Annotated in this window: 23 protein-coding genes; 10 read left to right on the top strand and 13 right to left on the bottom strand. The window is 67.3% G+C overall.

The window, feature by feature from the left end:
• Positions 1-19 precede the first annotated feature (19 nt).
• Positions 20-1,102 carry an asparaginase gene (locus tag ACNQVK_RS10090; protein WP_418029401.1) on the top strand — a complete coding sequence of 361 codons (1,083 nt, stop codon included), beginning with the start codon at positions 20-22 and terminating at the stop codon, positions 1,100-1,102.
• A gap of 11 nt (positions 1,103-1,113) precedes the next feature.
• Here ACNQVK_RS10090 and ACNQVK_RS10085 read toward each other — a convergent pair whose 3' ends face one another.
• Both ACNQVK_RS10085 and ACNQVK_RS10080 read right to left on the bottom strand, forming a co-directional pair.
• Positions 1,114-2,730 carry an AMP-binding protein gene (locus ACNQVK_RS10085; RefSeq protein ID WP_418029400.1) on the bottom strand — a complete coding sequence of 539 codons (1,617 nt, stop codon included), beginning with the start codon at positions 2,728-2,730 and terminating at the stop codon, positions 1,114-1,116.
• Entirely contained in the window at positions 2,727-4,424 is a 1,698-nt protein-coding gene (locus ACNQVK_RS10080; RefSeq protein WP_418029399.1) for an AMP-binding protein, read from the bottom strand. Before ACNQVK_RS10080 ends, ACNQVK_RS10085 begins: the two co-directional genes overlap by 4 nt.
• A gap of 59 nt (positions 4,425-4,483) precedes the next feature.
• On the opposite strand from ACNQVK_RS10080, the gene ACNQVK_RS10075 reads away from it, so the two are divergent.
• Positions 4,484-5,323 (top strand): LuxR C-terminal-related transcriptional regulator, encoded by an 840-nt coding sequence (locus ACNQVK_RS10075; RefSeq protein WP_418029398.1) that lies wholly within the window; start codon positions 4,484-4,486, stop codon positions 5,321-5,323.
• Between the two features lie 4 nt (positions 5,324-5,327).
• Here the strand turns inward: ACNQVK_RS10075 and ACNQVK_RS10070 are convergent, their stop codons facing one another.
• Positions 5,328-5,738, bottom strand: a complete 411-nt coding sequence (locus tag ACNQVK_RS10070; protein WP_418029397.1) for a DNA-binding protein — start codon at positions 5,736-5,738, stop codon at positions 5,328-5,330.
• 83 nt (positions 5,739-5,821) lie between these two features.
• Here ACNQVK_RS10070 and ACNQVK_RS10065 point away from each other — a divergent pair, with 83 nt between their 5' ends.
• From ACNQVK_RS10065 to ACNQVK_RS10055, 3 genes are read left to right on the top strand one after another with little or no spacing between them, the layout of a single operon-like run.
• Complete coding sequence (locus ACNQVK_RS10065; protein ID WP_418029396.1) at positions 5,822-6,940, top strand: epoxide hydrolase family protein; 1,119 nt, start codon at positions 5,822-5,824, stop codon at positions 6,938-6,940.
• Between the two features lie 18 nt (positions 6,941-6,958).
• A complete protein-coding gene (locus tag ACNQVK_RS10060) occupies positions 6,959-8,266 on the top strand; it encodes a DUF1254 domain-containing protein (protein WP_418029395.1) in 1,308 nt (435 codons plus the stop codon).
• A gap of 8 nt (positions 8,267-8,274) precedes the next feature.
• Positions 8,275-8,682 (top strand): FixH family protein, encoded by a 408-nt coding sequence (locus tag ACNQVK_RS10055; protein WP_418029394.1) that lies wholly within the window; start codon positions 8,275-8,277, stop codon positions 8,680-8,682.
• Between the two features lie 12 nt (positions 8,683-8,694).
• On the opposite strand, the gene ACNQVK_RS10050 is transcribed toward ACNQVK_RS10055, so the two are convergent.
• From ACNQVK_RS10050 to ACNQVK_RS10040, 3 genes are read right to left on the bottom strand one after another with little or no spacing between them, the layout of a single operon-like run.
• Entirely contained in the window at positions 8,695-10,548 is a 1,854-nt protein-coding gene (locus ACNQVK_RS10050) for an ABC transporter ATP-binding protein (RefSeq protein ID WP_418029393.1), read from the bottom strand.
• Positions 10,545-12,443, bottom strand: coding sequence for an ABC transporter ATP-binding protein (locus ACNQVK_RS10045; RefSeq protein ID WP_418029392.1), 1,899 nt, complete (start codon positions 12,441-12,443; stop codon positions 10,545-10,547). Before ACNQVK_RS10045 ends, ACNQVK_RS10050 begins: the two co-directional genes overlap by 4 nt.
• A 36-nt stretch (positions 12,444-12,479) precedes the next feature.
• Positions 12,480-14,360: an ABC transporter ATP-binding protein gene (locus ACNQVK_RS10040; RefSeq protein ID WP_418029391.1), complete on the bottom strand. Its 1,881-nt coding sequence runs from the start codon at positions 14,358-14,360 to the stop codon at positions 12,480-12,482.
• A 106-nt stretch (positions 14,361-14,466) separates the two neighbouring features.
• On the opposite strand from ACNQVK_RS10040, the gene prrA reads away from it, so the two are divergent.
• Both prrA and ACNQVK_RS10030 read left to right on the top strand, forming a co-directional pair.
• Positions 14,467-15,177 carry a two-component system response regulator PrrA gene (prrA, locus tag ACNQVK_RS10035; RefSeq protein ID WP_003884623.1) on the top strand — a complete coding sequence of 237 codons (711 nt, stop codon included), beginning with the start codon at positions 14,467-14,469 and terminating at the stop codon, positions 15,175-15,177.
• 3 nt (positions 15,178-15,180) lie between these two features.
• Entirely contained in the window at positions 15,181-16,521 is a 1,341-nt protein-coding gene (locus ACNQVK_RS10030) for a sensor histidine kinase (protein WP_044520276.1), read from the top strand.
• A 90-nt stretch (positions 16,522-16,611) separates the two neighbouring features.
• On the opposite strand, the gene ACNQVK_RS10025 is transcribed toward ACNQVK_RS10030, so the two are convergent.
• The 4 genes from ACNQVK_RS10025 to ACNQVK_RS10010 form a co-directional block, all read right to left on the bottom strand.
• Positions 16,612-17,211, bottom strand: a complete 600-nt coding sequence (locus ACNQVK_RS10025) for a hypothetical protein (protein WP_418029390.1) — start codon at positions 17,209-17,211, stop codon at positions 16,612-16,614.
• Positions 17,208-17,363 (bottom strand): hypothetical protein, encoded by a 156-nt coding sequence (locus tag ACNQVK_RS10020; RefSeq protein ID WP_029110268.1) that lies wholly within the window; start codon positions 17,361-17,363, stop codon positions 17,208-17,210. Before ACNQVK_RS10020 ends, ACNQVK_RS10025 begins: the two co-directional genes overlap by 4 nt.
• An 11-nt stretch (positions 17,364-17,374) precedes the next feature.
• Complete coding sequence (locus ACNQVK_RS10015; protein ID WP_418029389.1) at positions 17,375-18,400, bottom strand: OmpA family protein; 1,026 nt, start codon at positions 18,398-18,400, stop codon at positions 17,375-17,377.
• 118 nt (positions 18,401-18,518) lie between these two features.
• Positions 18,519-18,881, bottom strand: coding sequence for an FKBP-type peptidyl-prolyl cis-trans isomerase (locus ACNQVK_RS10010; RefSeq protein ID WP_044520282.1), 363 nt, complete (start codon positions 18,879-18,881; stop codon positions 18,519-18,521).
• Between the two features lie 31 nt (positions 18,882-18,912).
• Here ACNQVK_RS10010 and ACNQVK_RS10005 point away from each other — a divergent pair, with 31 nt between their 5' ends.
• Both ACNQVK_RS10005 and ACNQVK_RS10000 read left to right on the top strand, forming a co-directional pair.
• Entirely contained in the window at positions 18,913-19,161 is a 249-nt protein-coding gene (locus tag ACNQVK_RS10005; RefSeq protein ID WP_211155832.1) for a DUF2630 family protein, read from the top strand.
• A 12-nt stretch (positions 19,162-19,173) separates the two neighbouring features.
• Positions 19,174-20,730, top strand: a complete 1,557-nt coding sequence (locus ACNQVK_RS10000) for a phytoene desaturase family protein (RefSeq protein WP_418029388.1) — start codon at positions 19,174-19,176, stop codon at positions 20,728-20,730.
• Positions 20,731-20,740: 10 nt separating this feature from the next.
• On the opposite strand, the gene ACNQVK_RS09995 is transcribed toward ACNQVK_RS10000, so the two are convergent.
• Positions 20,741-21,517, bottom strand: coding sequence for a TetR/AcrR family transcriptional regulator (locus ACNQVK_RS09995; protein ID WP_418029387.1), 777 nt, complete (start codon positions 21,515-21,517; stop codon positions 20,741-20,743).
• Between the two features lie 70 nt (positions 21,518-21,587).
• Here ACNQVK_RS09995 and ACNQVK_RS09990 point away from each other — a divergent pair, with 70 nt between their 5' ends.
• Complete coding sequence (locus tag ACNQVK_RS09990) at positions 21,588-21,995, top strand: nuclear transport factor 2 family protein (RefSeq protein WP_418029386.1); 408 nt, start codon at positions 21,588-21,590, stop codon at positions 21,993-21,995.
• Positions 21,996-22,010: 15 nt separating this feature from the next.
• On the opposite strand, the gene ACNQVK_RS09985 is transcribed toward ACNQVK_RS09990, so the two are convergent.
• Positions 22,011-22,439 carry a MarR family winged helix-turn-helix transcriptional regulator gene (locus ACNQVK_RS09985; protein ID WP_418029385.1) on the bottom strand — a complete coding sequence of 143 codons (429 nt, stop codon included), beginning with the start codon at positions 22,437-22,439 and terminating at the stop codon, positions 22,011-22,013.
• Complete coding sequence (locus ACNQVK_RS09980) at positions 22,429-23,883, bottom strand: MFS transporter (protein ID WP_211155837.1); 1,455 nt, start codon at positions 23,881-23,883, stop codon at positions 22,429-22,431. Before ACNQVK_RS09980 ends, ACNQVK_RS09985 begins: the two co-directional genes overlap by 11 nt.
• Positions 23,884-23,923 lie beyond the last annotated feature (40 nt).

The following is a 23,923-nucleotide window of genomic DNA, read 5'->3' as shown; positions in this document are numbered from 1 at the left end:
CCGCCGTAGCGTCTGCCCTATGACCCACTTCAAAGCCCGGCTGACCCGGTCGCCACTGGTGATGGGCACATTCCTTCTCACCGTCGCGCTGATGGCCGCATGTTCGACCAACACGAACTCGACTGATACGACGACAGACACGGCCGGAGGTGCCAAGGGCGAATCGGCGGCGAGCCGCGTCGTGGTGATCACCACCGGGGGGACCATCGCGACGAGCACCGACGCCAACGGTGTGCGCCGCCCGACGGTCAGCGGTGCCGATCTGGCGGCCGGGCTCGACGTCCAGGTCATGGATGTGATGAAGAAGGACAGTTCGCAGCTCACCCCGGCCGACTGGGATGTGATCGGAGCGGCGGCCAAGAAGGCGGTGGCCGACGGCGCTTCCGGTGTGGTGATCACCCACGGCACCGACACGATGGAAGACACCGCGATGTGGCTGGACGTCACCTACAACGGGCCGGCACCGATAGTGCTGACCGGGGCGCAACGCAGCTCCGACGCCCCGGATGCCGACGGGCCGACAAACCTGCGGGACGCGCTGACCGTGGCGTCCAGTCCCGCCGCGCGCGACCAGGGCGTGATGATCATGTTCGCCGGCGACGTCTTTCAGGCCCTGGGGACCCACAAGGTGAACACCCAGGATCTCCACGCGTTCGGCGGCACCCCGCCGATCGGGTCCGTCGCCGACAACACCTTCAGGCTGGACCACCCTGCGCAGCGGCTGTTCCTCGGTGAGGTGCCCGCGGTCAGTGCACCACGGGTCAACGTCGTCGCGGCCTACCCCGGCGACGGCCCGGGCCCCATCGATGCCGCCGTGGCCGCGGGAGCGCGCGGAATCATCGTGGAGGCACTGGGATCCGGCAATGCCGGCGACGGCGTGGTGGACGCGGTGCGCCGGCACGCACCGGCCGGGGTGGCGTTCGGCATCTCCAGCCGCGTCCCGGACGGGGAGGTCATCGCCGAATACGGTCCCGGCGACGACATGGTCAAGGCCGGCGCGGTGATGGTCCCCCATTTGCGGCCGAGTCAGGCGCGGGTGCTGGTGATGGCGGCACTGGCCACCGGAAAGCCGGTGGGCGATGTGATCAAGCGCTGGGGTTGACCATCTGAAAGCTAGCTGTCGCCGAGGCCGAGGAGTTTGACGCTCTCGTCCCGCATGTCGACCTTGCGGATCTTCCCCGTCACCGTCATCGGGAATTCCTCCACGACAACGACATAACGCGGGATCTTGTAGTGGGCCAGCTTCCCTGAGGCGAATGCCCGCAGCGCCTCGGCGTCCAGCGGCGCACGGCCCGGTTTCATCCGGACCCACGCGCAGACCTCCTCGCCGTACTTGGCGTCAGGTACGCCGATCACCTGGGCGTCGTCGATGTCGGGATGGGTATAGAGAAACTCCTCGATCTCACGGGGATAGACGTTCTCGCCGCCGCGGATCACCATGTCCTTGATCCGGCCGACCACCGTGCAGTAGCCGTCCCCACGCATCACCGCCAGGTCCCCGGTGTGCATCCAGCCGTCGGTGTCGATGGCCTCCGCGGTTTTCGCTGGCTCATCCCAGTAGCCGAGCATGACCGAGTAACCGCGGGTGCAGAACTCGCCGGGCTCCCCGCGCTCGACCGTCTCGCCGGTGTCCGGGTCGACGATCTTGACCTCGATGTGCGGATGGGCGCGACCGATGGTGGCGGTGCGGCGCTCCAGATCGTCGTCGACCAGCGTCTGACACGACACCGGTGACGTCTCGGTCATGCCGTAACAGATCGCCACCTCGGCCATGTGCATGTCTGCCACCACGTGCTTCATCACCTCGACGGGGCACACCGAGCCCGCCATGATCCCGGTCCGCAGTGAGGACAGGTCGAATCCGGCGAAGTCGGGATGCCCGAGCATGGCGATGAACATCGTCGGTACCCCGTACAGCGCGGTGCACTGCTCGGATTCGACGGCGGCCAGCGTGATGCCGGGATCGAATCCCGGTGCGGGGATGACGATCGTCGCACCGTGGGTCAGCGCACCGAGGTTGCCCATCACCATGCCGAAGCAGTGGTAGAACGGCACCGGGATACACACCCGGTCGCCGCGGTCGAAATTGATCAGCCCTCCGACGAAGAACCCGTTGTTCAGGATGTTGCGATGGCTCAGCGTCGCACCCTTGGGGAATCCTGTTGTCCCCGAGGTGTACTGGATGTTGATCGGGTCGGTGTTGGACAGCTCACCCGTCCGCGCCCGCAATTCATCCTCGCCGGCCTGCTCGATGTGCAACCGGTCCCAATCCAGGGTGCCGAGGAAGATGATGTCTTTCAGCGCCGGACATTCCGCCTGCACCTCGGCCACCATCGTCACATAGTCGGAGGACTTGAACGCGGTGGCCGACACCAGCGTCCGAATGCCGGATTGCTTGAGTACGTAGGCCAGTTCGTGGGTGCGGTACGCCGGGTTGATGTTGACCAGGATCGCGCCGATCTTGGCCGTCGCGAGCTGAAGCATCACCCATTCGGCACAGTTGGGCGCCCAGATCCCGACGCGGTCGCCCTTCTGCACGCCCAGCGCCATGAGACCACGTGCCACCGCGTCGACCTCGCTGTTGAGCGCGGCGTAGGTCCAGTGCCGCCCGGTGGCCACCTCGACCAGCGCGTCGGCGTCGGGCCCGGCCGCAACCATGCGCTCGAAGTTCGCCCCGATGGTCTCTTCGAGCACGGGTACATCGGCGGGGCCGGCGTCGTAGGACTTCATCCCAGTAGATCCTCGTATCGGAATTCGGTGGAAATGGGTTGGCCCGCTTCATGGGCCGCGTCCTCACGCTTGCGCAACTCGACGCGGCGGATCTTGCCCGAGATCGTCTTGGGCAGGTCGAAGAACTCCACCCGGCGCACCTTGAGGTAGGGGGCGAGATGGTCGCGGGCATAGGCCATGACCTCTTTCGCCGTGTCCGCGTTGGCTTCCCAGCCATCGGCCAGCGCGAGATACGCCTTGGGCACCGACAGCCGGGTGTCGTCGGGTTGCGGCACCACCGCGGCCTCGACCACGGCCGGATGCTCGATCAGCACGCTCTCCAACTCGAACGGCGACACCTTGTAGTCGCTGGACTTGAACACGTCGTCGGTGCGGCCGATGTAGGTGATGTAGCCGTCCTCGTCCCGGCCGGCGACGTCGCCGGTGTGGTAGTAACCGCCGGCCATCACGGCCTCATTGCGTTGGGGGTCACCGAGATAGCCGGTCATCAGGTTGCGCGGGTGCGCGGCCAGGTCCAGGCAGATCTCCCCCTCGTCGGCGAGCGTCGACGTGATCGGATCCACCAGTACCACCGAGACGCCCGGCATCGGCCGGCCCATAGATCCCGGTTTCACCGGCTGGCCGGGGGTATTGCCGACCAGCAGCGAGGTCTCGGTCTGGCCGAACCCGTCGCGAATCGTCAGCCCCCAGGCCTTTTCCACCTGGGCGATCACATCCGGGTTCAGCGGCTCACCGGCGCCCAGGATCTCCCGCAGCCCCTCGGGCCGCTCCCCCAGGTCGGCCTGGATCAGCATGCGCCACACCGTCGGCGGTGCGCAGAACGTGTTGACCGTGGCCCGCCGCAACTGACCCAGCAGGGCTGCCGCATCGAAGCGCGCGTAGTTGTAGACGAAGATCGTCGCCTCGGCGATCCACGGTGCGAAGAAACAGCTCCAGGCGTGCTTGGCCCAGCCGGGCGAGCTGATCGCGAGGTGCACGTCGCCGGGTTTGACGCCGATCCAGGCCATCGTGGTCAGGTGGCCGACGGGGTAGCTCACCTGGGAGTGCTCGACCAGCTTCGGCTTGCTCGTGGTGCCGGAGGTGAAGTAGATGAGCATCGGGTCGTCGACCGTGGTGCACGCCTCGAACCGCTGCGGTGCCACGTCCTGCGCGTCGGCGTAGCGATGCCAGCCCGTCGGCGTCTCACCGACCGCGATCCGCACGTAGTCGCCGGGCACCTCGGCGAACTTGACCGCATCGGCGGTGTTGGCCACGACGAACCGCGCGCCGCCGCGGGCGATGCGATCGGACAGGTCCGCCGGCCCCAGCGCCCCGGTCGTCGGCATGATGACCGCGCCCAGCTTGGCGATGGCCAGCATGGCCTCCCACAACTCGACCTGATTGCCGAGCATCAACAGGACCCGGTCGCCCTTGCTCACGCCGAGTCCCTGCAGCCAGGCCGCGACGCGGTCGGAGCGCTGCGCCATCTCGGCAAAGGTCACCTGCTGTTCGGAACCGTCCTCCTCGACGATCCACAGCGCCGTGCGGTCGTTGCCCCTGGCGATGGCGTCGAACCAGTCGAGCGCCCAGTTGAAGGTGCCGCTGATCTGCGGCCAGGCGAATTCCTCGACCGCCTGGGCGTAGTCCGCGATGGTGGCAACCAGCTGGTCACGGGCACCGCGGTAGCGGTCCGTGTTGCTCGCGACGACATTCATGACAGTTATGCTCTACGTCACACTCGCCCGCCCGCTACCCCCGAAAGTGTGTACCGACGATGCGCCCCTGGTTATTGCGGCCCCGCGACGGTGACGCGGTACGCGCCGAGCTGCGCCGCATGGCCACCGATACCGGGCTTCCGCTGGCCTTCGGTGGGCAGGTGCACGACGACACCCTGCTGTTGAGCGAGTTCTTCGGCACCCGCACCGGCGCCATGCGCGGGCTCGCGGTGCTGCCCCGCGCCGGGCTGGGCGGGGCCAGCGTGGCGTCCCGCCGTCCCATCTCGGTGCCCGATTACCGGCGCTCTTCGACCATCACCCACGATTACGACGAGCCGGTGCTGACCGAGGGGATCCGCTCGATCCTGGCCGTGCCGGTGGTCGTCGACGGCACGGCGCGGGCCGTGCTCTACGGAGCGCACCGCACCAGCGCCCCGATCGGCGACCGGACCGCGGCCGCGATGGTGGCCTCGGCCCAGCGGTTGAGCGACGAGCTTCGCGTCCGCGACGAGGTGGACCGGCGCCTGCGGATGCGTGAGGCCGCGCTGACCAACTTCACCGATCAACCGGCAGACACCGAGCAGATCCGCGAGGTACACGCCGACCTGCGCCGGCTGGCTGCCGACACCCCGGACCTGGCCGGGCCGTTGCGCGAGCTCGCCGACCGGCTCGCGGTCGCCCTGCGCGGCGACCCGCCGGCCAGCGCCCCGCTGACCTCGCGCGAGGTTGACGTGCTGGCGCAGGTCGCCCTCGGGTGCACCAATGCCGAAGCAGCCCAGCGGCTTTCACTCAAGCCGGAAACCGTGAAGAGTTATCTGCGCAGCGCGGCAGCCAAGCTCGGCGCCCGCAACCGTCACGAGGCGGTCTCCAAGGCGCGACGGCTGCGCCAGATTCCCTGACCCCTCAGCCGGTACGCCGGACCAGGCGCTCGTAGCGCTGCCGGGCGGCCTGCGCACTGCCCAGCCCCAGCCCGAACGCGATGCGCTGCCAGGTGAATCCGCGTTGATGCGCGGCCAACAGCAGGAGCGCTTCGAGCTCGTCCAGGTCGAGGCGAACCTTCGGCATCAGCGTGAGCGCGGCCATCAGGTCGTCCTCGTCGATGTCCGGCTCGCCGGGTTCCGGGCTGAACGTTCCCCCGGCCAACGCCGCGACTATTCGGACAGCCTCGTGCGGCTCGACCATGTGCGCGTTGCTGCTTCGGGCCCGCCTGTCGGCGGTATCGGCATGACGCTCCGCGATTCGGAACAGCCCCGCGTACTCGCGATGAGCACGCTCGCGGCTGGGATTGGGCGGCTGCAGCGATTCGTTCGTCACGGCATCCAGAATGGTTTTTCAACATTTTGTTGTCAACATAATATTGATACCGCTGGACGCTCCGGCGCGACAGGATGGCCTACATGACCTCGAGCGACCAGTCGATCAATCCCTTCCGCATCGCAATTCCCGACGCCGATCTCGACGACCTCAAGCAGCGACTGAACCGGACCCGATGGCCCGAGGCCGAGTGCGTCGAGGACTGGACCCAGGGCATCCCGCTGGACTACACCAAGGATCTGGCGACCTACTGGGCCAACGAGTACGACTGGCGTGCCCGCGAAGCCGCCCTGAACCGGTTCGACCACTTCACCACCGAAATCGACGGCCTGGACATCCATTTCATCCACCAGCGATCCGGGCGCAAGGACGCGTTCCCACTGCTGATCACCCACGGCTGGCCCGGGTCGATCGTCGAATTCCACAAGGTCATCGAACCGCTGACCGAGGCCGGATTCGACGTGGTGTGCCCGTCACTGCCCGGCTACGGCTTCTCCGGCAAGCCGAGCTCACCGGGGTGGGGAATCGGGAAGATCGCGCAGGCCTGGGACACCCTGATGACGCGGTTGGGCTACGACCGCTACGGCGCGCAGGGCGGCGACTGGGGCGCCGCGGTGACGACGCAGATCGGCCGCAACGTGGGCTCGTGTGTGGGCATTCACGTGAACATGCCGATCGCGCAGCCACCGGCCGACGGCATCGGAGAGATGACCGAGGACCTGCAGGCGGCCCTGGCCCGGATCGAGTACTACCGCAAGTGGGACTCGGGCTACATGAAGCAGCAGTCCACCCGGCCGCAGACCGTGGGGTACGGGCTGGTGGACTCCCCCGTCGGTCAGCTGGCGTGGATCGTGGAGAAGTTCTGGTCGTGGATGGACTGCGACGGAAACCCCGAGAGCGTGGTGTCCAGAGACGAGATGCTCGACAACGTCATGCTCTACTGGCTCACCGCATCGGCGGCCTCGTCGGCGCGGCTGTACTGGGAAAGCGCCAACACCTTCGCCGGCGGCGAATATGTCAGCCTGCCCACCGGTATCGCGTCGTTCCCGCTGGAGATCCTGCGCGCCCCGCGCAGCTGGTGCGAGACCGGCTACAACGTCACCCACTTCACGACGATGCCGCGCGGCGGACACTTCGCCGCCTTCGAACAGCCGGAATTGTTCGTCGAAGATGTGAAGACATTCTTCGACACCGTGCGGTGAGGTACTAGCGTCTTGGGCATGGACCCGTTGGTGCATGCCCGTGCCGTCCAGGCCGTGATCTGGGGTATGCCCGCCGTCAACTTCGAGCTGCTGCGCGAAGCGGCAACCGGAGTCGGCGCGGGCGACAACCAGGTGGTGTTCTGGTCGAAACTGCTCGACTGGAAGAACCAGACCCTGACTCCCAACCCGGACACCGTGTACTTCTTCCCGTTCTACAACACCCAGGCCGGGCGGGTCGTATTGGAAATCCCACCCGCCGAAGGGGGTTCGATCACCGGGTCGGTGGACAACGGCTGGCAGGAGGCGCTCGAGGACGTCGGGCCCGCCGGAGTCGACAAGGGCAAGGGCGGCAAGTACCTGATCCTGCCGCCCGGGTTCGACGGCGAGGTTCCCGACGGTTACATCCCGCTGCCATCGGCGACGTACACCGGATTCGGGGCGCTGCGATCCAACATCGCCTCAAGCAGTGACGCCGATGTCACCGCGGCGGCCGAGTACGGCAAGCGCATCACGTGTTACCCGCTGGCGCATCCTTCACCGACCGCATTCGTCGACGCGTCTGGTGCGTTGTACGACAGCACGATTCCTTACGATCTGCGGTTCTTCGAACTGCTCCACCAGTTCGTCCAGCGCGAACCGTGGCTGCAACGGGACCGGGTGATGATCTCGGCGCTCAAGGCGATCGGTATCGAGAAGGGCAAGCCGTTCGAACCCGACGACGAATTGAAGCAGGTCCTGGAGGAGGCGGCCGCCGACGCACACGACTGGCTCGACGCCGGCTATCCACAGTGCTTCGCACCGCCGTACTTCGACGGAACTCACTGGGCGTTGCCCGCCCCGCCCGAGGTGGTGCAGGGCATGCAGAGCGGTTTCGCCGACCCGGCCAGCTACCCCGTCGACGAACGCGGCATCGTGTATTCGTTCGTCTACTTCAGTGCCAAACACCTTGGGCAGGGCCAGTTCTACGTGATGACGATCGCCGATGCCAACGGCCGGCCATTCGACGGCGCCTCCGCCTACCGGCTACGGGTACCTGCTGACGCGCCGGTCTCGCTGTACTGGTCGGCCACGGTGTACGACCGGGCGACCCACGCGCTGATCCGTGACCTGCCGTACGGGAGCCGCTCCTCACACCGGCCCGACCTCGTGACGAACCCCGACGGGTCCGTCGACATCTACTTCGGCCCGTCTGCCCCAGAAGGCAAGGAGTCCAACTGGATTCCGACAAAGCCCGACGGCCAGTTCGAGGTGCTGTTCCGGCTCTACGGCCCGAAACCCGCGCTGTTCGAAAAGACCTGGGCGCTTCCCGACATCGAAAAGCTGTAGCCGGCACCGTGAACGGCCTGCGCTGGCTGGGCATCGCGGTGATGGTCGTCGCCGTGGGCGGCGGCATGCTGTGGCTGTTGTGGCCGCAACCACGGACGCCGATCGTCGCCGAAGCGACCGCGGGTCCGTACCTGGTGCGCTTGAAAGACGATCCGCCGAAGGTCGGGGTTGGCCCGCTGATCATCGAAATCCTCGGCAGTGCAGGCGAAACCCCGACCCCGGATTCAGTGCGGTTCGAACCACGCATGCCGCAGATAGGCCTGACCGCGCCCGCCGTAGAGGCCACGCCGATAGGCAGAGATGACTACCGCGGCGAAATCGACCTGTCCACACCGGGGCGGTGGGACATCACCGTGCACATCGGCGCAGGCGCACAGACCTACGACGCCGTCCTGCACGTCACCGCCACGCGATAGGGGCTGACACCGTCAGGCCAGCGAATCGACCCAGGCCCGGTGCAACGCCGCATAAGCCCCGTCGGCCCGGTCGATGAGATCGGCCGGTGCGCCGTCCTCGATGATGCGGCCGTGCTCTAGGACGAGGACCCGGTCGGCGATCTGCACCGTGGAGAGCCGGTGCGCGATCACCAGCGCGGTGCGGTCGGCCAACACGGTTTCCAACGCGCGCTGCACCATTCGTTCGCTCGGAATGTCCAGTGAGGACGTAGCCTCATCCAGGATCAGTACCGCCGGATCGGCCAGGAATGCCCGGGCGAACGCCACCAGCTGACGCTGCCCCGCCGACAGCCGGCCACCGCGCTTGGCGACGTCGGTGTCATACCCGTCGGGCAATGTGTCGATGAAGCGGTCCGCACCGACCGCAGCGGCGGCCTCCCGCACTTGCTCATCGGTGGCCCCGGGTCGTCCGAACCGGATGTTGTCGGCGACCGTCCCGGAGAACATGAAGTTCTCCTGGGTGACCATCACGACGTGGCGGCGCAGTTCCGCCTGCGCAAGCTCGCGCAGATCCACACCGTCCAGCGTCACTGATCCGGCCGTGGGGTCGTAGAACCGGGCGATCAACTTGGCGATGGTGGTCTTGCCCGCGCCGGTGGTACCCACCAGCGCCACCGTCTGGCCGGCCGGCACCGAGAGTTCAAGCCCGGGCAACACCGGGCGCCCCGGCGCGTATTCGAACCGCACATCGTGGAACACGATGTCGCCCTTCGGGTCCGGCAATGCCACAGGCACCTCCGGATCCGCGATCGCGGGCTGCTGGGCCAGCACCCCGGCCAGCTTCTCCAGAGCCGAGGACGCCGACTGGAAGGTGTTGAAGAACTGCGAGATCTCCTGCATCGGTTCGAAGAACATCCGCAGGTACAGCAGGAACGCGGCCAGTGTGCCGATGGTCATCTCACCGTGCAGCACCCGAGAGCCGCCGTAGAGCAGCACCACGCCCGTGGTGAGGTTGCCGACGAGCTTGACGCCGGGCATGAAGATCGCCAGTAGCTTGAAGGTCTTCTCGTTGATCGCCCGGTACTCGTCGGCGACGTCGTCGAAGATCTCCTGGTTGCGCGGCTCGCGCCGGTAGGCCTGCACGGCCTTGATCCCGGTCATGGTCTCGACGAACTGCACGATCACCAGCGCCGCGCTCTCCCGCACCAGCCGGTAGGTCTTGCCCGACTCGTTGCGGAACCACCACACCAGGGCGACCAGGATCGGGAACGCCGCCAGGCACATCAGGCCCAGCCGCCAGTCGAGCGCGACCAGCAGGATCGCGGTACCGAACAATGTCAGCACCGCGGTGATCAGGCTGTCGAAACCGGTTTCCAGCATGTCCTGGATGGCCTCGACGTCATTGGTGGACCGGCTGACCACTCGGCCTGACGTATACCGGTCGTGGAAGGCCACATCGAGCTTGCCGAAATGGCGGAACACCCGCCGGCGCAACTCCAACAGCACCCGCTGCCCGACCCGGCCGGAGCGCCGCAGGAAGAACATGCGGCTGATCGCCTGCACGATCACCACCGCGCACAGCGTGCCGACGATGAGCATCAGCTCACGGGCCGGGCCGCCCTCCAGAATCGGCGGGATGCCCCGGTCGATACCGCGCTGAACCAGGATCGGAACCGAAAGCCGGGCAGCGTTTTCCACCACGACCACCAGCGCCAGCACGGCGACCGTCCACCGGTAGGGGCGCAGCAACGAGATGAGCAGCGCCCGGGCCTCCCGGCGCCGGGGCACGCTCTCGTCGATCGGAAGGGCGGACGCGCCGGCGGGTGTGCCGTCGGAGTCGTCCTGCTCGTCGTCGGTCAGCCGGCCACGCCATTGGGTGGTGGTCATCGGCGCTGCACCTCCGCCCCGAGATACGGTGGCTCGCCCACTTCGTCGATGGCCGCGCGCTCGGCCTGCCCGCGCTGCAACCGGCCCAGCTCCTCGTCGTCCTCCCATTCGCAACTGCGCTCGCTCGCGTCGTCGAGTTGGTCATCGGCGGCCAGCAGGTAGCGGTATTGCGGTACCCGCGTGAGCAATTCGGTGTGCGTCCCGATGTGAGTGATGGTGCCGTCCTGCAACAGGGCGACCTGGTCGGCCAGCAGCACCGTCGACGCGCGGTGCGCCACGATGATGCCCGTCACCCCGAGCAGGACACGCCCGAGAGCCTCCGTCACCACGGCCTCGGTATGCACGTCCAGCGCCGACAGCGTGTCGTCGAGCACCAGGATCTTGGGCGCCGCCAGGATCGCACGGGCCAGCGAAAGGCGTTGGCGCTGCCCACCGGACAGGCTCATACCCTGCTCGCCGATCCGGGTGTCCAGGCCGAACGGCAGGTCGTAGACGAACTGTGCGGCCGCGATCTCGATGGCCTGGCGCAACTGCTCGTCGGTGGCATCGGCACGGCCCAGCCGCAGGTTCTCCGCCACCGACATCGAGAACAGTGTCGGATCCTCGAACGCGGTGGCCACGGCCTGCCGCAGCACGGGCAGGCTCAGCTCCCTGATGTCGCGGCCGTCGATCAGGATCTGGCCTTCGGTTACGTCGTACAGCCGCGAGAACAACGCGGCCAGCACCGATTTGCCCGACCCGGTCGCGCCGACGAGCGCCAGCGTCTGCCCCGGTTCCACCACCACGTTGACGTGGCGCAAAGCCCATTCGTCCTCGCCGTCGGGGAACTTGAAGCCCACGTCCCGCAGCTCCAACCGTCCGCCGCGGGGCGCCTGCGACACCGGACCGTCGGCGATGTCGATCGGGGAATCGAAGATCTCGGCGATCCGGTTGGCCGCGGTGAACGACTCCTGAGTCATCGACAGCAGGAAACCGAGCGAGGCGATCGGCCACACCAGCGACAGCATCATCGTGATGAAGGCGACCAGGGTGCCCATCGTGACGTGGCCGTGGCCCGCCGCGTACGCACCGAACCCCAGCACCACGATCAGCGTGAGGTTGGGGATGACCTCCAGCAGCGTCCAGAACTTCGCCGACACACTGACCCTGGCGAACTGCGTCTCGTAGAGCTGCGTGGCCTGTTCGTCGAACCGGTCGAAGACGTAGTCCTCGCGACCGAAGGCCTTGACCACCCGCAGCCCGAGAGCGGCCTCCTCGACATGGGTTGCGACGTGGCCGGTCTGGTCCTGCGCCAGCCGCGACAACCGGGTGTACTCCCGCTCGAAATGCAGCACGGTCAGCGTGATCGGCACGATCGACACCAGCACCACCACACCCAGCGGCCAGTACATGGCCAGCAGGATCGACGTCACCACGACGATCTGCAGGGTGTTGAGGATCAGGAACACCAGCCCGAAGGACAAAAACCGGCGGATCGTGGACAGGTCGTTCATCACCCGCGACAGCAGCTGCCCGGACTGCCAGCGGCTGTGGAAGCTCATCGGCAGGATCTGCAGCCGCGCGTAGAGATCCTTGCGGATGTCGGCCTCGACGCCCATCGTGGCGCGGGCGACCATCCAGCGCCGGATGAACCACAGCACGGCCTCGGAGATGCCGACCGCCACCGCGGCCGAACCCAGTACCCACAGCCCGTGCGGATCCTGGTGGCGCACCGGACCGTCGATCACGGCCTTGGTCATCAGCGGAATCGCCACCGTCGCGGCCAGGCTGACCACCGCGACCACGATCATGACGATCCAGCGGGTCCGGTACGGCAGCAGATAAGGCAACAGCCGCCACAGATCTGAACTGGTCCGGATCCGCTTCGGTGATGGGGCGATCGCGGGCTGACTCACTGGTTCAATCTTCCCATCAGGGGCAAACGATTAACCTCATGCCGCCGGAACCTCCTCGGAGAACTGCGTGTCGTACAGCTCGGTGTAGCGGCCACCACGGGCGAGCAACTCGCGGTGGATGCCCCGTTCCACGATGCGACCGTCCTCGACGACCAGGATGAGATCGGCCGCGCGAACCGTGGACAACCGGTGTGCGATGACGATCGAGGTGCGCCCGCCCAGCGCCTCGGCGAGGGCCTGCTGCACCGCCGCCTCCGAGGCCGAGTCCAGCGACGCCGTCGCCTCATCGAGCACCACCACCCGTGATCGTCCCAACAGCAGGCGCGCGATGGTCAACCGCTGCCGCTGTCCTCCGGACAGACGGTATCCGCGCTCACCGACAACCGTGTCCAAGCCGTCGGGCATCGCCGCGACCACATCGTCGAGCCGGGCCCGGCGCAGCGCCTCCCAGAGTTGGTCTTCGGACGCGTCGGGAGCCGCGAGCGACAGGTTGGCGCGGATCGACTCGTGGAACAGGTGTCCGTCCTGGGTCACCATGCCCACGGTGTCCTTGAGCGACGCGAACGTCACGTCCCGAACGTCGGCACCGTTGAGCTTGATGGAACCGGAGTCGACGTCGTAGAGCCGGGCCAGCAGCGACGCGATGGTCGACTTGCCCGCACCCGACGATCCGACCAGCGCCACCATCTGCCCGGGCCGGGCCGTGAACGAGATGCCGTGCAGCACCTCGTCACCACCGCGGTCGTCCAACGTCGCCACTTCTTCCAGCGAGGCCAGCGACACCTTGTCCGCCGAGGGGTAGGAGAACCGGACGTGGTCGAACTCGATATCAACAGGCCCGGCCGGCACTCCAATAGCATCGGGTTCCTCGGCGATCAGCGGCACCAGGTCGAGCACCTCGAAAACCCGCTCGAACGACACCAGGGCGCTGGCGATCTCGACCCGCGCGTTGGCCAGTGCGGTCAGCGGCGCATACAGCCGGGTCAGCAGCAGCGCCAGTGACACCACCGCGCCGGCCTGCAACTGCCCGCCGATCGCCAGCACACCGCCCAGCCCGTAGACCAGTGCCAGGGCGAGCGCCGACATCAGCGTCAGCGAGTTCATGAACGTCGACTGCAGCATCGCCGTGCGCACCCCGATGTCGCGCACCCGGTCGGCACGCGCCGCGAACTCGTCGGACTCCGTCTGCGGGCTGCCGAACAACTTGACCAGGGTGGCCCCAGGGGCCGAGAACCGCTCGGTCATCTGGGTGTTCATCGTGGCGTTGTGGGTGGCCGCCTCCCGGGACAGCCCGGCCATCCTCGTGCCGATGCGCCGGGCGGGCAGCACGAACAACGGCAGCAGGGCCAACGACAGCAGGGTGATCTGCCACGAGATGCTGAGCATCACGACCAGCGTCAACGTCAGGGTCACCAGGTTCGCGACGATGCCCGAGAGCGTGTCGGAGAACGCCCGTTGCGCCCCGATCACGTCGTTACCCAGACGGCTCACCAAGGCGCCGGTCCGGGTGCGGGTGAAGAACGCCACCGGCATGCGTTGCACGTGGTCGAACACCGCGGTGCGCAGATCCAGGATCAGACCTTCGCCGATGTTCGACGACAACCACCTGGTCAACAGGGCCACCGCGGCTTCGGCGACGGCGATCGCAGCGATAGTGCAGGCCAGCAGCACCACCGTCGACGCCGGGCCGCCCCGCGTGATGGCGTCCACCACCCGGCCGGCCAGCACCGGTGTCGTCACCGTCAGCAGCGCACTGACGACGCTGATCGCGACGAAACCGCCCAGCCTGTGGTGGTGGCGCGCAGCGAACCGCCAGATCCGCGACAGCAGCCGCCGGTCGGCCAGCGCGCGCAGGTCACCGTCGCGCGCATGCGTCTGCCGGTACAGCGACTGCCTGGCCACTGTTTCCATGTTCATGAGCATCACCGTAAAACCTGAACAATTATTGAGGTCAAAAACATCCCCGGGGACTTCCCTGGGAGCCTGCGCGATTCGCCGTTGTTCATCGGGCAAGATGGCGGTTATGGATAGCGCTACCGGTGGCATGGCCTCGCCCCGGGTCCTCGTCGTTGACGACGACCCTGACGTGCTCGCCTCGCTGGAACGCGGGCTGCGGCTGTCCGGGTTCACCGTCTCGACGGCCGTGGACGGGGCCGAGGCGCTGCGCAGCGCCACCGAGACCCGCCCGGACGCGATCGTGCTCGACATCAACATGCCCGTACTCGACGGCGTCAGCGTGGTGACCGCGCTGCGCGCGATGGACAACGACGTGCCGGTCTGCGTGCTCTCGGCCCGCAGCAGCGTCGACGACCGCGTGGCCGGCCTGGAGGCCGGCGCCGACGACTACCTGGTCAAACCGTTCGTGCTGCAGGAGCTGGTGGCCCGGGTCAAGGCCCTGCTGCGCCGCCGCGGCGCGTCGGCCACCTTCTCGTCCGAGACCATCCAGGTCGGCCCGCTGGAGGTCGACATCCCGGGCCGCCGCGCCCGCGTCAACGGTGTGGACGTGGACCTGACCAAACGCGAGTTCGACCTGCTGGCCGTGCTGGCCGAGCACAAGACCGCCGTGCTGTCCCGCGCACAGTTGCTGGAACTGGTCTGGGGCTACGACTTCGCCGCCGACACCAACGTGGTGGACGTGTTCATCGGGTACCTGCGCCGCAAACTCGAGGCCGGTGGCGCGCCGCGGCTGCTGCACACCGTCCGCGGGGTCGGATTCGTCCTCAGGACGCAATAGGAAATGAGGCCGCTGACCCGGATCTTCCGCCGCACACCGTCGCTGCGGACCCGGGTCGCGTTCGCCACCGCCATCGGCGCGGCGATCGTCGTCGTCATCGTCGGAACCATCGTCTGGGTCGGCATCACCAACGACCGCAAGGAACGGCTGGACCGGCGCCTCGACGAGGCCGCCGGCTTCGCCATCCCGTTCCTGCCGCGCGGCCTCGGCGAGATCCCCCGCTCTCCGAGCGATCAGGACGCCGTGATCACCGTGCGCCAGGCCGGAAACGTCTCGTCGAACTCGAACGTCATCCTGCCCGAGCTGCCCGACGGGTACGCCGACACCTACATCGACGGTGTGCGCTGGCGGGTCCGCACCGTGCAGATCCCCGCCCCCGGACCCATGTGGGTGGCAGTCGGCGCGACGTACGACGCCACCATCGCCGACACCAACAACCTGCACCGCCGGGTGCTCATCATCTGTGTGTTCGCCGTCGGCGCGGCCACCGTGCTGGGCTGGGTGCTGGCCGCGTTCGCGGTCCGCCCGCTCAAACGGCTGGCCGAGCAGACTCGCGAGATCGAGGCGGGCGACGAGGCCCCCGACGTCGAGGTACGCGGCGCCAGCGAGGCCGTCGAGATCGCCGATGCCGTCAACGGCATGCTGCAGCGCATCTGGAAGGAACAGGACCGCACCAAGGCCGCGTTGACCTCGGCCCGCGACTTCGCCTCGGTGTCCGCCCACGAGCTGCGCACCCCGCTCACCGCGATGCGAACCAACCTGGAAGTCCTGTCGACCCTCGACCTGGCCGACGACCAACGCAAGGAGGTGGTCGGCGACGTCATCCGCACCCAGTCGCGGATCGAGGCCACTCTCGGCGCCCTGGAACGTCTCGCCCAGGGGGAACTGACCACCACCGACGACCACGTCACCGTCGACATCACCGAACTGCTCGACCGCGCCGCCCACGACGCCATGCGGGTCTACCCCGACCTCGAGGTCTCACTGGCGCCCTCGCCGACCGTGATCATCATCGGGCTGCCGACCGGACTGCGGCTGGCGGTGGACAACGCGATCGCCAACGCGGTGAAGCACGGCGGTGCCACCCGGGTGCAGTTGTCGGCGGTGAGCTCACGTGAGGGCGTGGAGATCGCGGTCGACGACGACGGCGTGGGCGTGCCCGAAGAAGAACGCGAAATGGTGTTCGACCGGTTCTCGCGTGGGTCGACCGCGTCGCGGTCGGGCTCCGGACTGGGACTCGCACTCGTGGCCCAGCAGGCCGACTTACACGGCGGCACAGCGACTCTGGAATCCAGCCCGCTGGGCGGGGCGCGGCTTCTGTTACGCCTTCCGGGTCCGCACTAGTAGCGGTCCCCCTCAATACGACGAGCAGACGCTTAGGTACCCCGCCGATGGCGTTTTCGGGTACCGCCGCGTCTGCTCGCGTGTGTGGAGTTACTTCTTGTCGCGCTGGGACTTACCACTGTCCCAGCGGTTGAACCCGGCACTCTCGGCGGATTCGACGTCGGCGAACCAGATCTCGGCGATGGTCACCGCGTAGGACGGGCTCTCCGGCGAGTGATAGAGCATCGAATCCTCGTTGCCCTTGATCAGATAACCCGTCGGGGTGCCCGCACCCGAGACCCGGACCGAACCGGCACCGTACGGCGTCTCCTCGACAACCTTGACGTCGTCATCGGCCGCCTCATGGGCGCCTCCGCCGGAGGCGAACTTGGCCGCCCCTGCTGCGCCGGCGGCAGCCGCACCGGCCGCCGCTGCACCGCCGCTGACTTTGGGCAGCTGCGTGGTGGGCTCGTCACCCGCACTCACCTTGGGCAGCCTGGTCGTGGCGTCATCGGCGACAGCCGTTGCAGCACCGGCTGTTCCGCCGCCGGCCGTGGCCTTACCAACGGCTCCGGCTGCGGCGTCGGGCCGACGCCCCAGCGCGCCGTACACCGGGACCTCCCGCTTCACCCTCCGCAGGGTCAGCGCCAGCGTCAGTACCAGCCCGAGCACAAAGGCCAGGGCCATCAACCACCAGTTCACATCGCTCATCGTCGTGCTCCAATCTCACGCGAGCCGGGCAGTTCGGCGAACGCCTCTTCCTCACTGGTGGGCTTGACGGTCACCACCGAAATCAGCCAGGCCACCAGCGACCCCACCACGAACGCGAGCAGATACCACAACCATTGGATTACGAAGTCCATGTCGAATCTCCCTAATTGACCGTGATCTCGACGCGGCGGTTCTGCGCCTTGCCTTCGGGGGTGTCATTACTGGCGATCGGATTCGCCGAACCCGCGCCGGACGACGTCACGTGATCGGCCGCCAGACCCTGCGAAACCAGATAGTCGGCAACAGCTTTGGCGCGGTTGCCGCTCAGCGGGACGTTGATCGCGTCGTTGCCCGAGCTGTCGGTGTAACCGGTGACGGCCACCTTTGCGCCTTCACACGACTTGAGCTTGTCGGCCACCTGCGACAACAACTGCTGCGAGGACGGGGCCACAGCGAACCCGTCGGTGCTGAAGTTGATCGGCGTCTTCAACAGAGCACTGACATCACCCTGCAACACCGCGCACGGTCCGGGCGTGCCACCGGTAGCCGGAGGCGCGGGGGCAGCCGGTGCGGCCGCGATCTGAATGTTGTTGACGAGCTTGATGTTCGGCCAGGCTGCCTTGGCGGCCGCCTCGACCGCGTCGCGCACCTGCGCCGACGGCGCCGTACCGGTCAGCGTCAGCGTGTCACCGTCGATGCTGAAGTTGAAATCCGGAATATCGGCCGAGGCGTCGAACACCTTGCCCAGGGCCGACACATCGGGGGTGCTCACGCCCGGGCGCAGATTCAGGTTGTCGATCAGATTGACGTCCGCACCGAACTTTCCGCGCAGCCAGTCCAGCAGCGAGGTCTTGGCGGCCGCGTCGGGCAGATCACCGGTGAGGGTGAAGTCGTTGCCGTTACGGGTGATCGACAACGGCGCGAACGAAAGGTTCGGCAAATTGACATTGGGCGCATTGACGTTCGGGGCATTCACGTCCGGAGCGGTCAATGTGGCCGTGGGATTCACATCGGGAAGAGTGACATCAGCGTTCCTGTTCGAGCGGTCGAGTCCGCCCCACCCGATCAGCCCCAGCAACAATGGAACAGCTGCCAGCGCCAGCAACCAACCCAAACCAGGTGGTCGCCGATATAACTTGGAGGCTGTTTGCCAGCCTGTGATTGTCCGAGATTCGTCCGAACCCGACATTTTGGGCACTCCCTGAAGTCGACGAACAGTTATCTACAGCAGCGAAACAGGTTGACGGTAGCAGCAAATGGAAATTGACGGTTAGGTTCGGCCAATACTTTCCAAACCCATGGAAACGTCAGCGGGCGGCGAGCAGATCGATCACGAAGATCAGTGTCTTGCCCGAAAGCCGATGCCCCGAGCCCGCCGGACCGTAAGCCTGCGCCGGTGGAATGACGAGCTGGCGCCGACCGCCGACCCGCATCCCCGGAATTCCGTCCTGCCAGCCCTGAATTAGGCCCCGCAATGGAAATTCAATGGATTCTCCGCGATTCCAGGAGCTGTCGAACTCCTCACCGGAGTCGTATTCGACGCCCACGTAGTGCACCTCGACGGTGCCGCCGGGCACTGCCTCGGGGCCGTCGCCGACCACCAGGTCGGTGACGACCAATTCAGTAGGGGCGGGTCCGTCCGGAAACTCGATGTCAGGTTTTGTACTCACCGGATCAACGGTAGTCCGGCAGACTGGTTGTGTGGCCAAAGATCAGGACATCCTCGCCGAAGTTCACCGGCTCGTTGCCGAGGAGCAGGAGCTCCGGACCAAAGTGCAGCGCCGGGAAATCGACGAATCCGAAGAGCAGCAACGACTGAGATCGCTGGAAGTCGCCCTCGACCAGTGTTGGGACCTGTTGCGGCAGCGCCGCGCGCTGCGTGACACGGGACAGGACCCCGGCCTGGCCCAGAAACGCGGAGCCGACGAGGTCGAAGGTTATCGAGGCTGAACAGGGCGTGACGTGACAGAAAAGGCGTTGGACGCCGTCATCGTCGGCGGCGGGCACAACGGCTTGGTGGCCGCTGCCTACCTGGCCCGGGCGGGACGTCGGGTCCAGGTGCTCGAACGCCTCGACCACGTAGGCGGCGCAGCGGTTTCGGCACACGCCTTCGACGGTGTGGATGCGCGCTTGTCGCGGTACTCGTACCTGGTCAGCCTGCTGCCCCAACGCATCGTCACAGATCTGGGAGCCCGAATCCGGCTGTCGCGGCGCCGAATCTCGTCCTACACGCCGGATCCGGCCACCCGCGGCGCGACCGGACTACTGGTCGGCCCGCAGCCGACGTTCGACGCGATCGGCGCCGGCGCCGACGCAGCCGGGTTCAGCGACTTCTACCGCCGGTGCGGGCTGGTCACCTCCCGGATCTGGCCGACGCTGCTGCAGCCGCTGCGCAGCCGGGCCGAGATGCGACGCGACGTGCTCAGCGGAGCAGACGCCGAAACCGCCGCGGCCTGGGAAGCGCTGATCGAACAGCCCATCGGCCAGGCGATCACCGCCGCGGTGTCGCACGATCTGGTGCGCGGCGTGATGGCCACCGACGCCCTGATCGGCACGTTCGCCGACATCGACGATCCGTCGCTGATCCAGAATGTCTGCTTCCTCTACCACCTGATCGGCGGTGGCACCGGCGACTGGGATGTGCCGGTCGGCGGGATGGGTGCGGTGAGCGGGGCCCTGGCCGCCGCCGCGGCCGGGTTCGGCGCCGAAATCATCACCGGTGCAGATGTTTACGCGATCGATCCGGACGGCGAGGTGCGCTATCGGCGGGGCGGGTCGGCGCGGCGCGTCGCCGCCGAGCGTGTGCTGGCCAATGTCACCCCCGCAGTGCTTGCCGACCTGCTCGGCGAACCAGCTCCCGAGACCGCCCCCGGCGCACAGGTGAAGGTCAACCTGATGCTGCGCCGGCTCCCTCGGCTCCGCGACGAACACGTCACGCCCGAGCAGGCATTCGGCGGCACATTCCACATCAACGAGACGTTCGGCCAGCTGGCCGGGGCCTACGACGCCGCGGCCGCCGGGCGCGTCCCCGATCCGCTCCCGTGCGAAATCTACTGCCACTCCTTGACCGATCCCAGCATCCTGTCCGAGGACCTGCGTGCCGCGGGGGCTCAGACGCTGACCGTATTCGGTCTGCACACCCCGCACTCACTGGCCGTGGGCGATCCCGACCGGACGCGCGACCGGCTGACATCGGCAGTGTTGAACTCGCTCAATTCGGTTCTGGCCGAACCGATCCAGGACGTCCTCATGGAGGACGGCGCCGGCCGGCTCTGCATCGAGTCCAAGACCACAGCCGACCTGGAGCAGGCCCTGGGGATGACCGCGGGCAACATCTTCCACGGCGCGCTGCGATGGCCCTTCGCCGAGGACAACACCGCATCGGAGACGCCGGCCCAGCGCTGGGGTGTGTCCACCGCCCATGACCGGATCCTGTTGTGCGGCTCGGGTGCGGTGCGCGGCGGCGCCGTCTCCGGCATCGGCGGCCACAACGCCGCGATGGCGGTGCTCGAAAGCTGAGGCGACGGGCTCAGTCGGTGTCGATGAGGTCGGCCAGTCCGTCCAGCACACGCGCCAGCCCGAACTCGTAGGCGTGCGCGGCACTGTAGGCCGCGTCGAACGCCTGGCCGGCCGCCGTCCCCACCCGCGAGGCCAACGGATACCGGTCACCGTCGAGGACGCGCTCCAGGAGTGGGCCGACGCGTTCCCACCACTGCCCGTCACTCTGACCGCTGTCGGCCGCGGCCCGGCGCGAATCGATGGCGATCCGGGCGACCGAGTTCACGAAGCCCAGCACATACGTCAGCGCCGAATCCATGTCGAGGTCACTGAGTCCGAGCGAGTCGAACGCGCTGAGCTCGTGCTCGTACTTGGCCATCATGCCCGGGCCCAGCGGCGGGCGGGTCGTTGGCAGGTAGGTGATCCAGGGATGCGTCTCGAACATCGCGAGGTTGTCCTCGGCGATGACGGAAACCTTCTCCCGCCACGGCTTCCCGGCGAAGTCGCGTCGCGGCATCTGCCGGTAGATGGTGTCGACCATCAGGTCCAGCAGTTCGGCCTTGCCCGGCACATAGGTGTAGGTGGCCATCGGCGTCACACCCAGTTGCACGGCGACCGCCCGCATCGTGAGCGCGTCGAGGCCGTCGGCATCGGCGATCCGGATGGCAGCGTCGACCACCGCGTCCACCGTCGTGCGTTGTTTCGGCCCGCGGGTGCGAGCGCCCTGACCCGGCTCACGCCAGAGCAGTTCGAGCGTGCGTACCGGATCACCGGCACTGCTGCGATCCCCACCTGCGCGTTCTCCCACGCCACCATCCTCTCTGTACTGTGTACAGTGTATGCCGTACAGAGTAATCCTACCGCCGAGGAGCACCGTGATGACCATGCCGCAGGCCTGCGAATTCACTCCCACCACCGCCGATGTCGACTCGGTACTGGCGTGGTTCGCCCACTACGACGCGCTGGCGATGAGCAAGGACGTCGAAGGCATGGCGGATCAGGCGATGTTTCCGCTCAACGAGGTGACCGACGGCAGCGCCGAGTCCGTCGACCGGGCCGGGTTCATTGCGCAGATGGCCGAACAGTTAAGCCAGAGCATCGATTTCACGATGGAGTCGACCCGCACACCGCACTTCATCAACGAGAATCTGGTGTTCGTCATCACCGACGCGGCATTCACCGCCGACGGGTTCAGTCAGCGGGTCCGCTACGGCGATCTGCTGGTCAAGTGCGACGGCGACTGGAAATTCCAGACCATGGTGCAGGGCGGGTGGGGCGAGAGCTGACCCCGTTCGGCATGGCTAGGGCGCGGTGATCTTGCGCAGGATCGCCCGCAAGGCTTCGAGGTCCCCGGCGTCGAGCGCTGCGAGCGCTTCCGGCGCCGGGTCCTCGATCCGGTCGATGCGCGCCAGCAGCGCGCGCCCGGCGTCGGTGAGCGAGACCCGTTTGCACCGCCGGTTGGCCGGGTCGATCGCACGCACCACCAGCCCCCGTTCCTCAAGGTCGTTGACCGCGACCGTGGCCGCCGGGGCATCGACCGTCGCCGCGTAGGCCAGCTGCTTGACCGTCAGCGGTTCGCGCGCAAGCCGCTTCAGGATGCGGATACGACTGAACGGCAGCCCGGTCTCGTCGATCACCGCCCGCCGCCAGCCGTCGCGATGGTCGAACACCAACGCGGTCAGCGCATGCCACACCCCGTCGGCCAATTCGGTCTGCCGGTCACCGGGCATGGGTCACCTCCGGGACATGATGCTCACCGATCAGGGGCGCCAACTTCTGCGCGGAGCGCAGAGCCCACGGCGTGGTGGAGACGACGCCCAGGGTGAAGATCACCAAACCCAGTGCGGCACAGACGAACCACAATGGGCGGGCGGCCGCGGCGAAATCGATGCCGGTCCCGGCCAGCGCCGCACCCGCCACCGAACCGCACAGGGCCACACCGACACTCACGCCGACCTGACGACTGGTGGAGGCCACCGCCGAGGCCGCACCGGCGCGGTCCAGTGGCATCCCGCTTACCGCCGTGGTGGTGATCGGCGCGTTGACCATCGAGAAGCCGATGCCGAACACCGCGAACATGACCAGCAGCTGCCACACCGGGGTGTCGCCGGTCAGCCGGGTCAGCAGGACTGTGGCGACGGTGATCGTCGCTCCCGACACCAGCAGCGAGGGCCGGCTGCCGTACCGGCCGACCAGCCGGCCCGACAGCGGCGAGAAGATCAGCGCGCCGACGGCGACCGGCAGGTAGATCAGGCCGGTGTGCATCGCCGAGTAGCCGCGCTCGGTCTGCAGGTACAGCGACATCATGAACAGGAAGGCCCCGTACGCGGCGAACGCACAGACCGCGATCAGGGTGGCCGAGGCGAACGGCACGCTGCGGAAGAAGCGCAGGTCGATAAAGGGGTCCCGGCGGCGCGATTCGTAGCGCAGGAACGCCACCAGGGCCGCGAGCGCGACGACGGCGACGGCCAGGGTGCGCGGGTCGGCCCAGCCGAATCCCGGGCCCTCGATGAGCACGAAGACGACGCCGAACAGGAATGTCACGCCCAGCGCCTGGCCGACGGGGTCGAGATCGCGCATGGTCGCCGACTTCGATTCGGGCACGAAGATCGCGGTGAGCACGAGGGCCAGGACGCAGATCGGCAGATTGATCCAGAACACCGCGCGCCAGTCCACGTATTCGATCAGCGCCCCGCCCACGATCGGGCCCAGCGCCATCGAGATGCCGACCACCCCGCCCCAGACGCCGATCGCGCGGGCGCGCTCCACCCGGCCGGTGAACACCTGGGTGATGATCGACATGGCCACCGGATTGAGCATCGAACCGCCGATGGCCTGCAGGAAGCGGGCCGCGATGAGGGTCTCGATGTTGGGCGCGAGGCTGCACAGCAGCGAGGCCACCGCGAAGATCGTCAGGCCCAACTGGAACGTGCGCCTGCGGCCGAAGCGGTCGCCGGTGGCGCCCGCCAGCAACAGCAGCGACGCCAGCACCAGCGTGTAGACGTCGACGATCCACTGCAACTGTGACGGTGAGGCGCCCAGATCGTCACGGATGCTCGGGATCGCGACGTTGACGATGGTGGCGTCCATCGAAACGATCAGCAGGCTCAGACAACACGAGACGAGGATGATCGCCTTGCGCCGCGCGCTGAGCGAGCCGATAGTTGTATTCACACAACTATTGTGAAACTACAACTATCGATCAGGCAAGTCG

The organism is Mycobacterium sp. 134, from assembly GCF_048282715.1.
GTDB classification, from domain to species: domain Bacteria; phylum Actinomycetota; class Actinomycetes; order Mycobacteriales; family Mycobacteriaceae; genus Mycobacterium; species Mycobacterium septicum.
The sequence above is the reverse complement of the archived record's forward strand: the minus strand, read 5'-3'. Positions and strand labels throughout refer to the sequence as shown.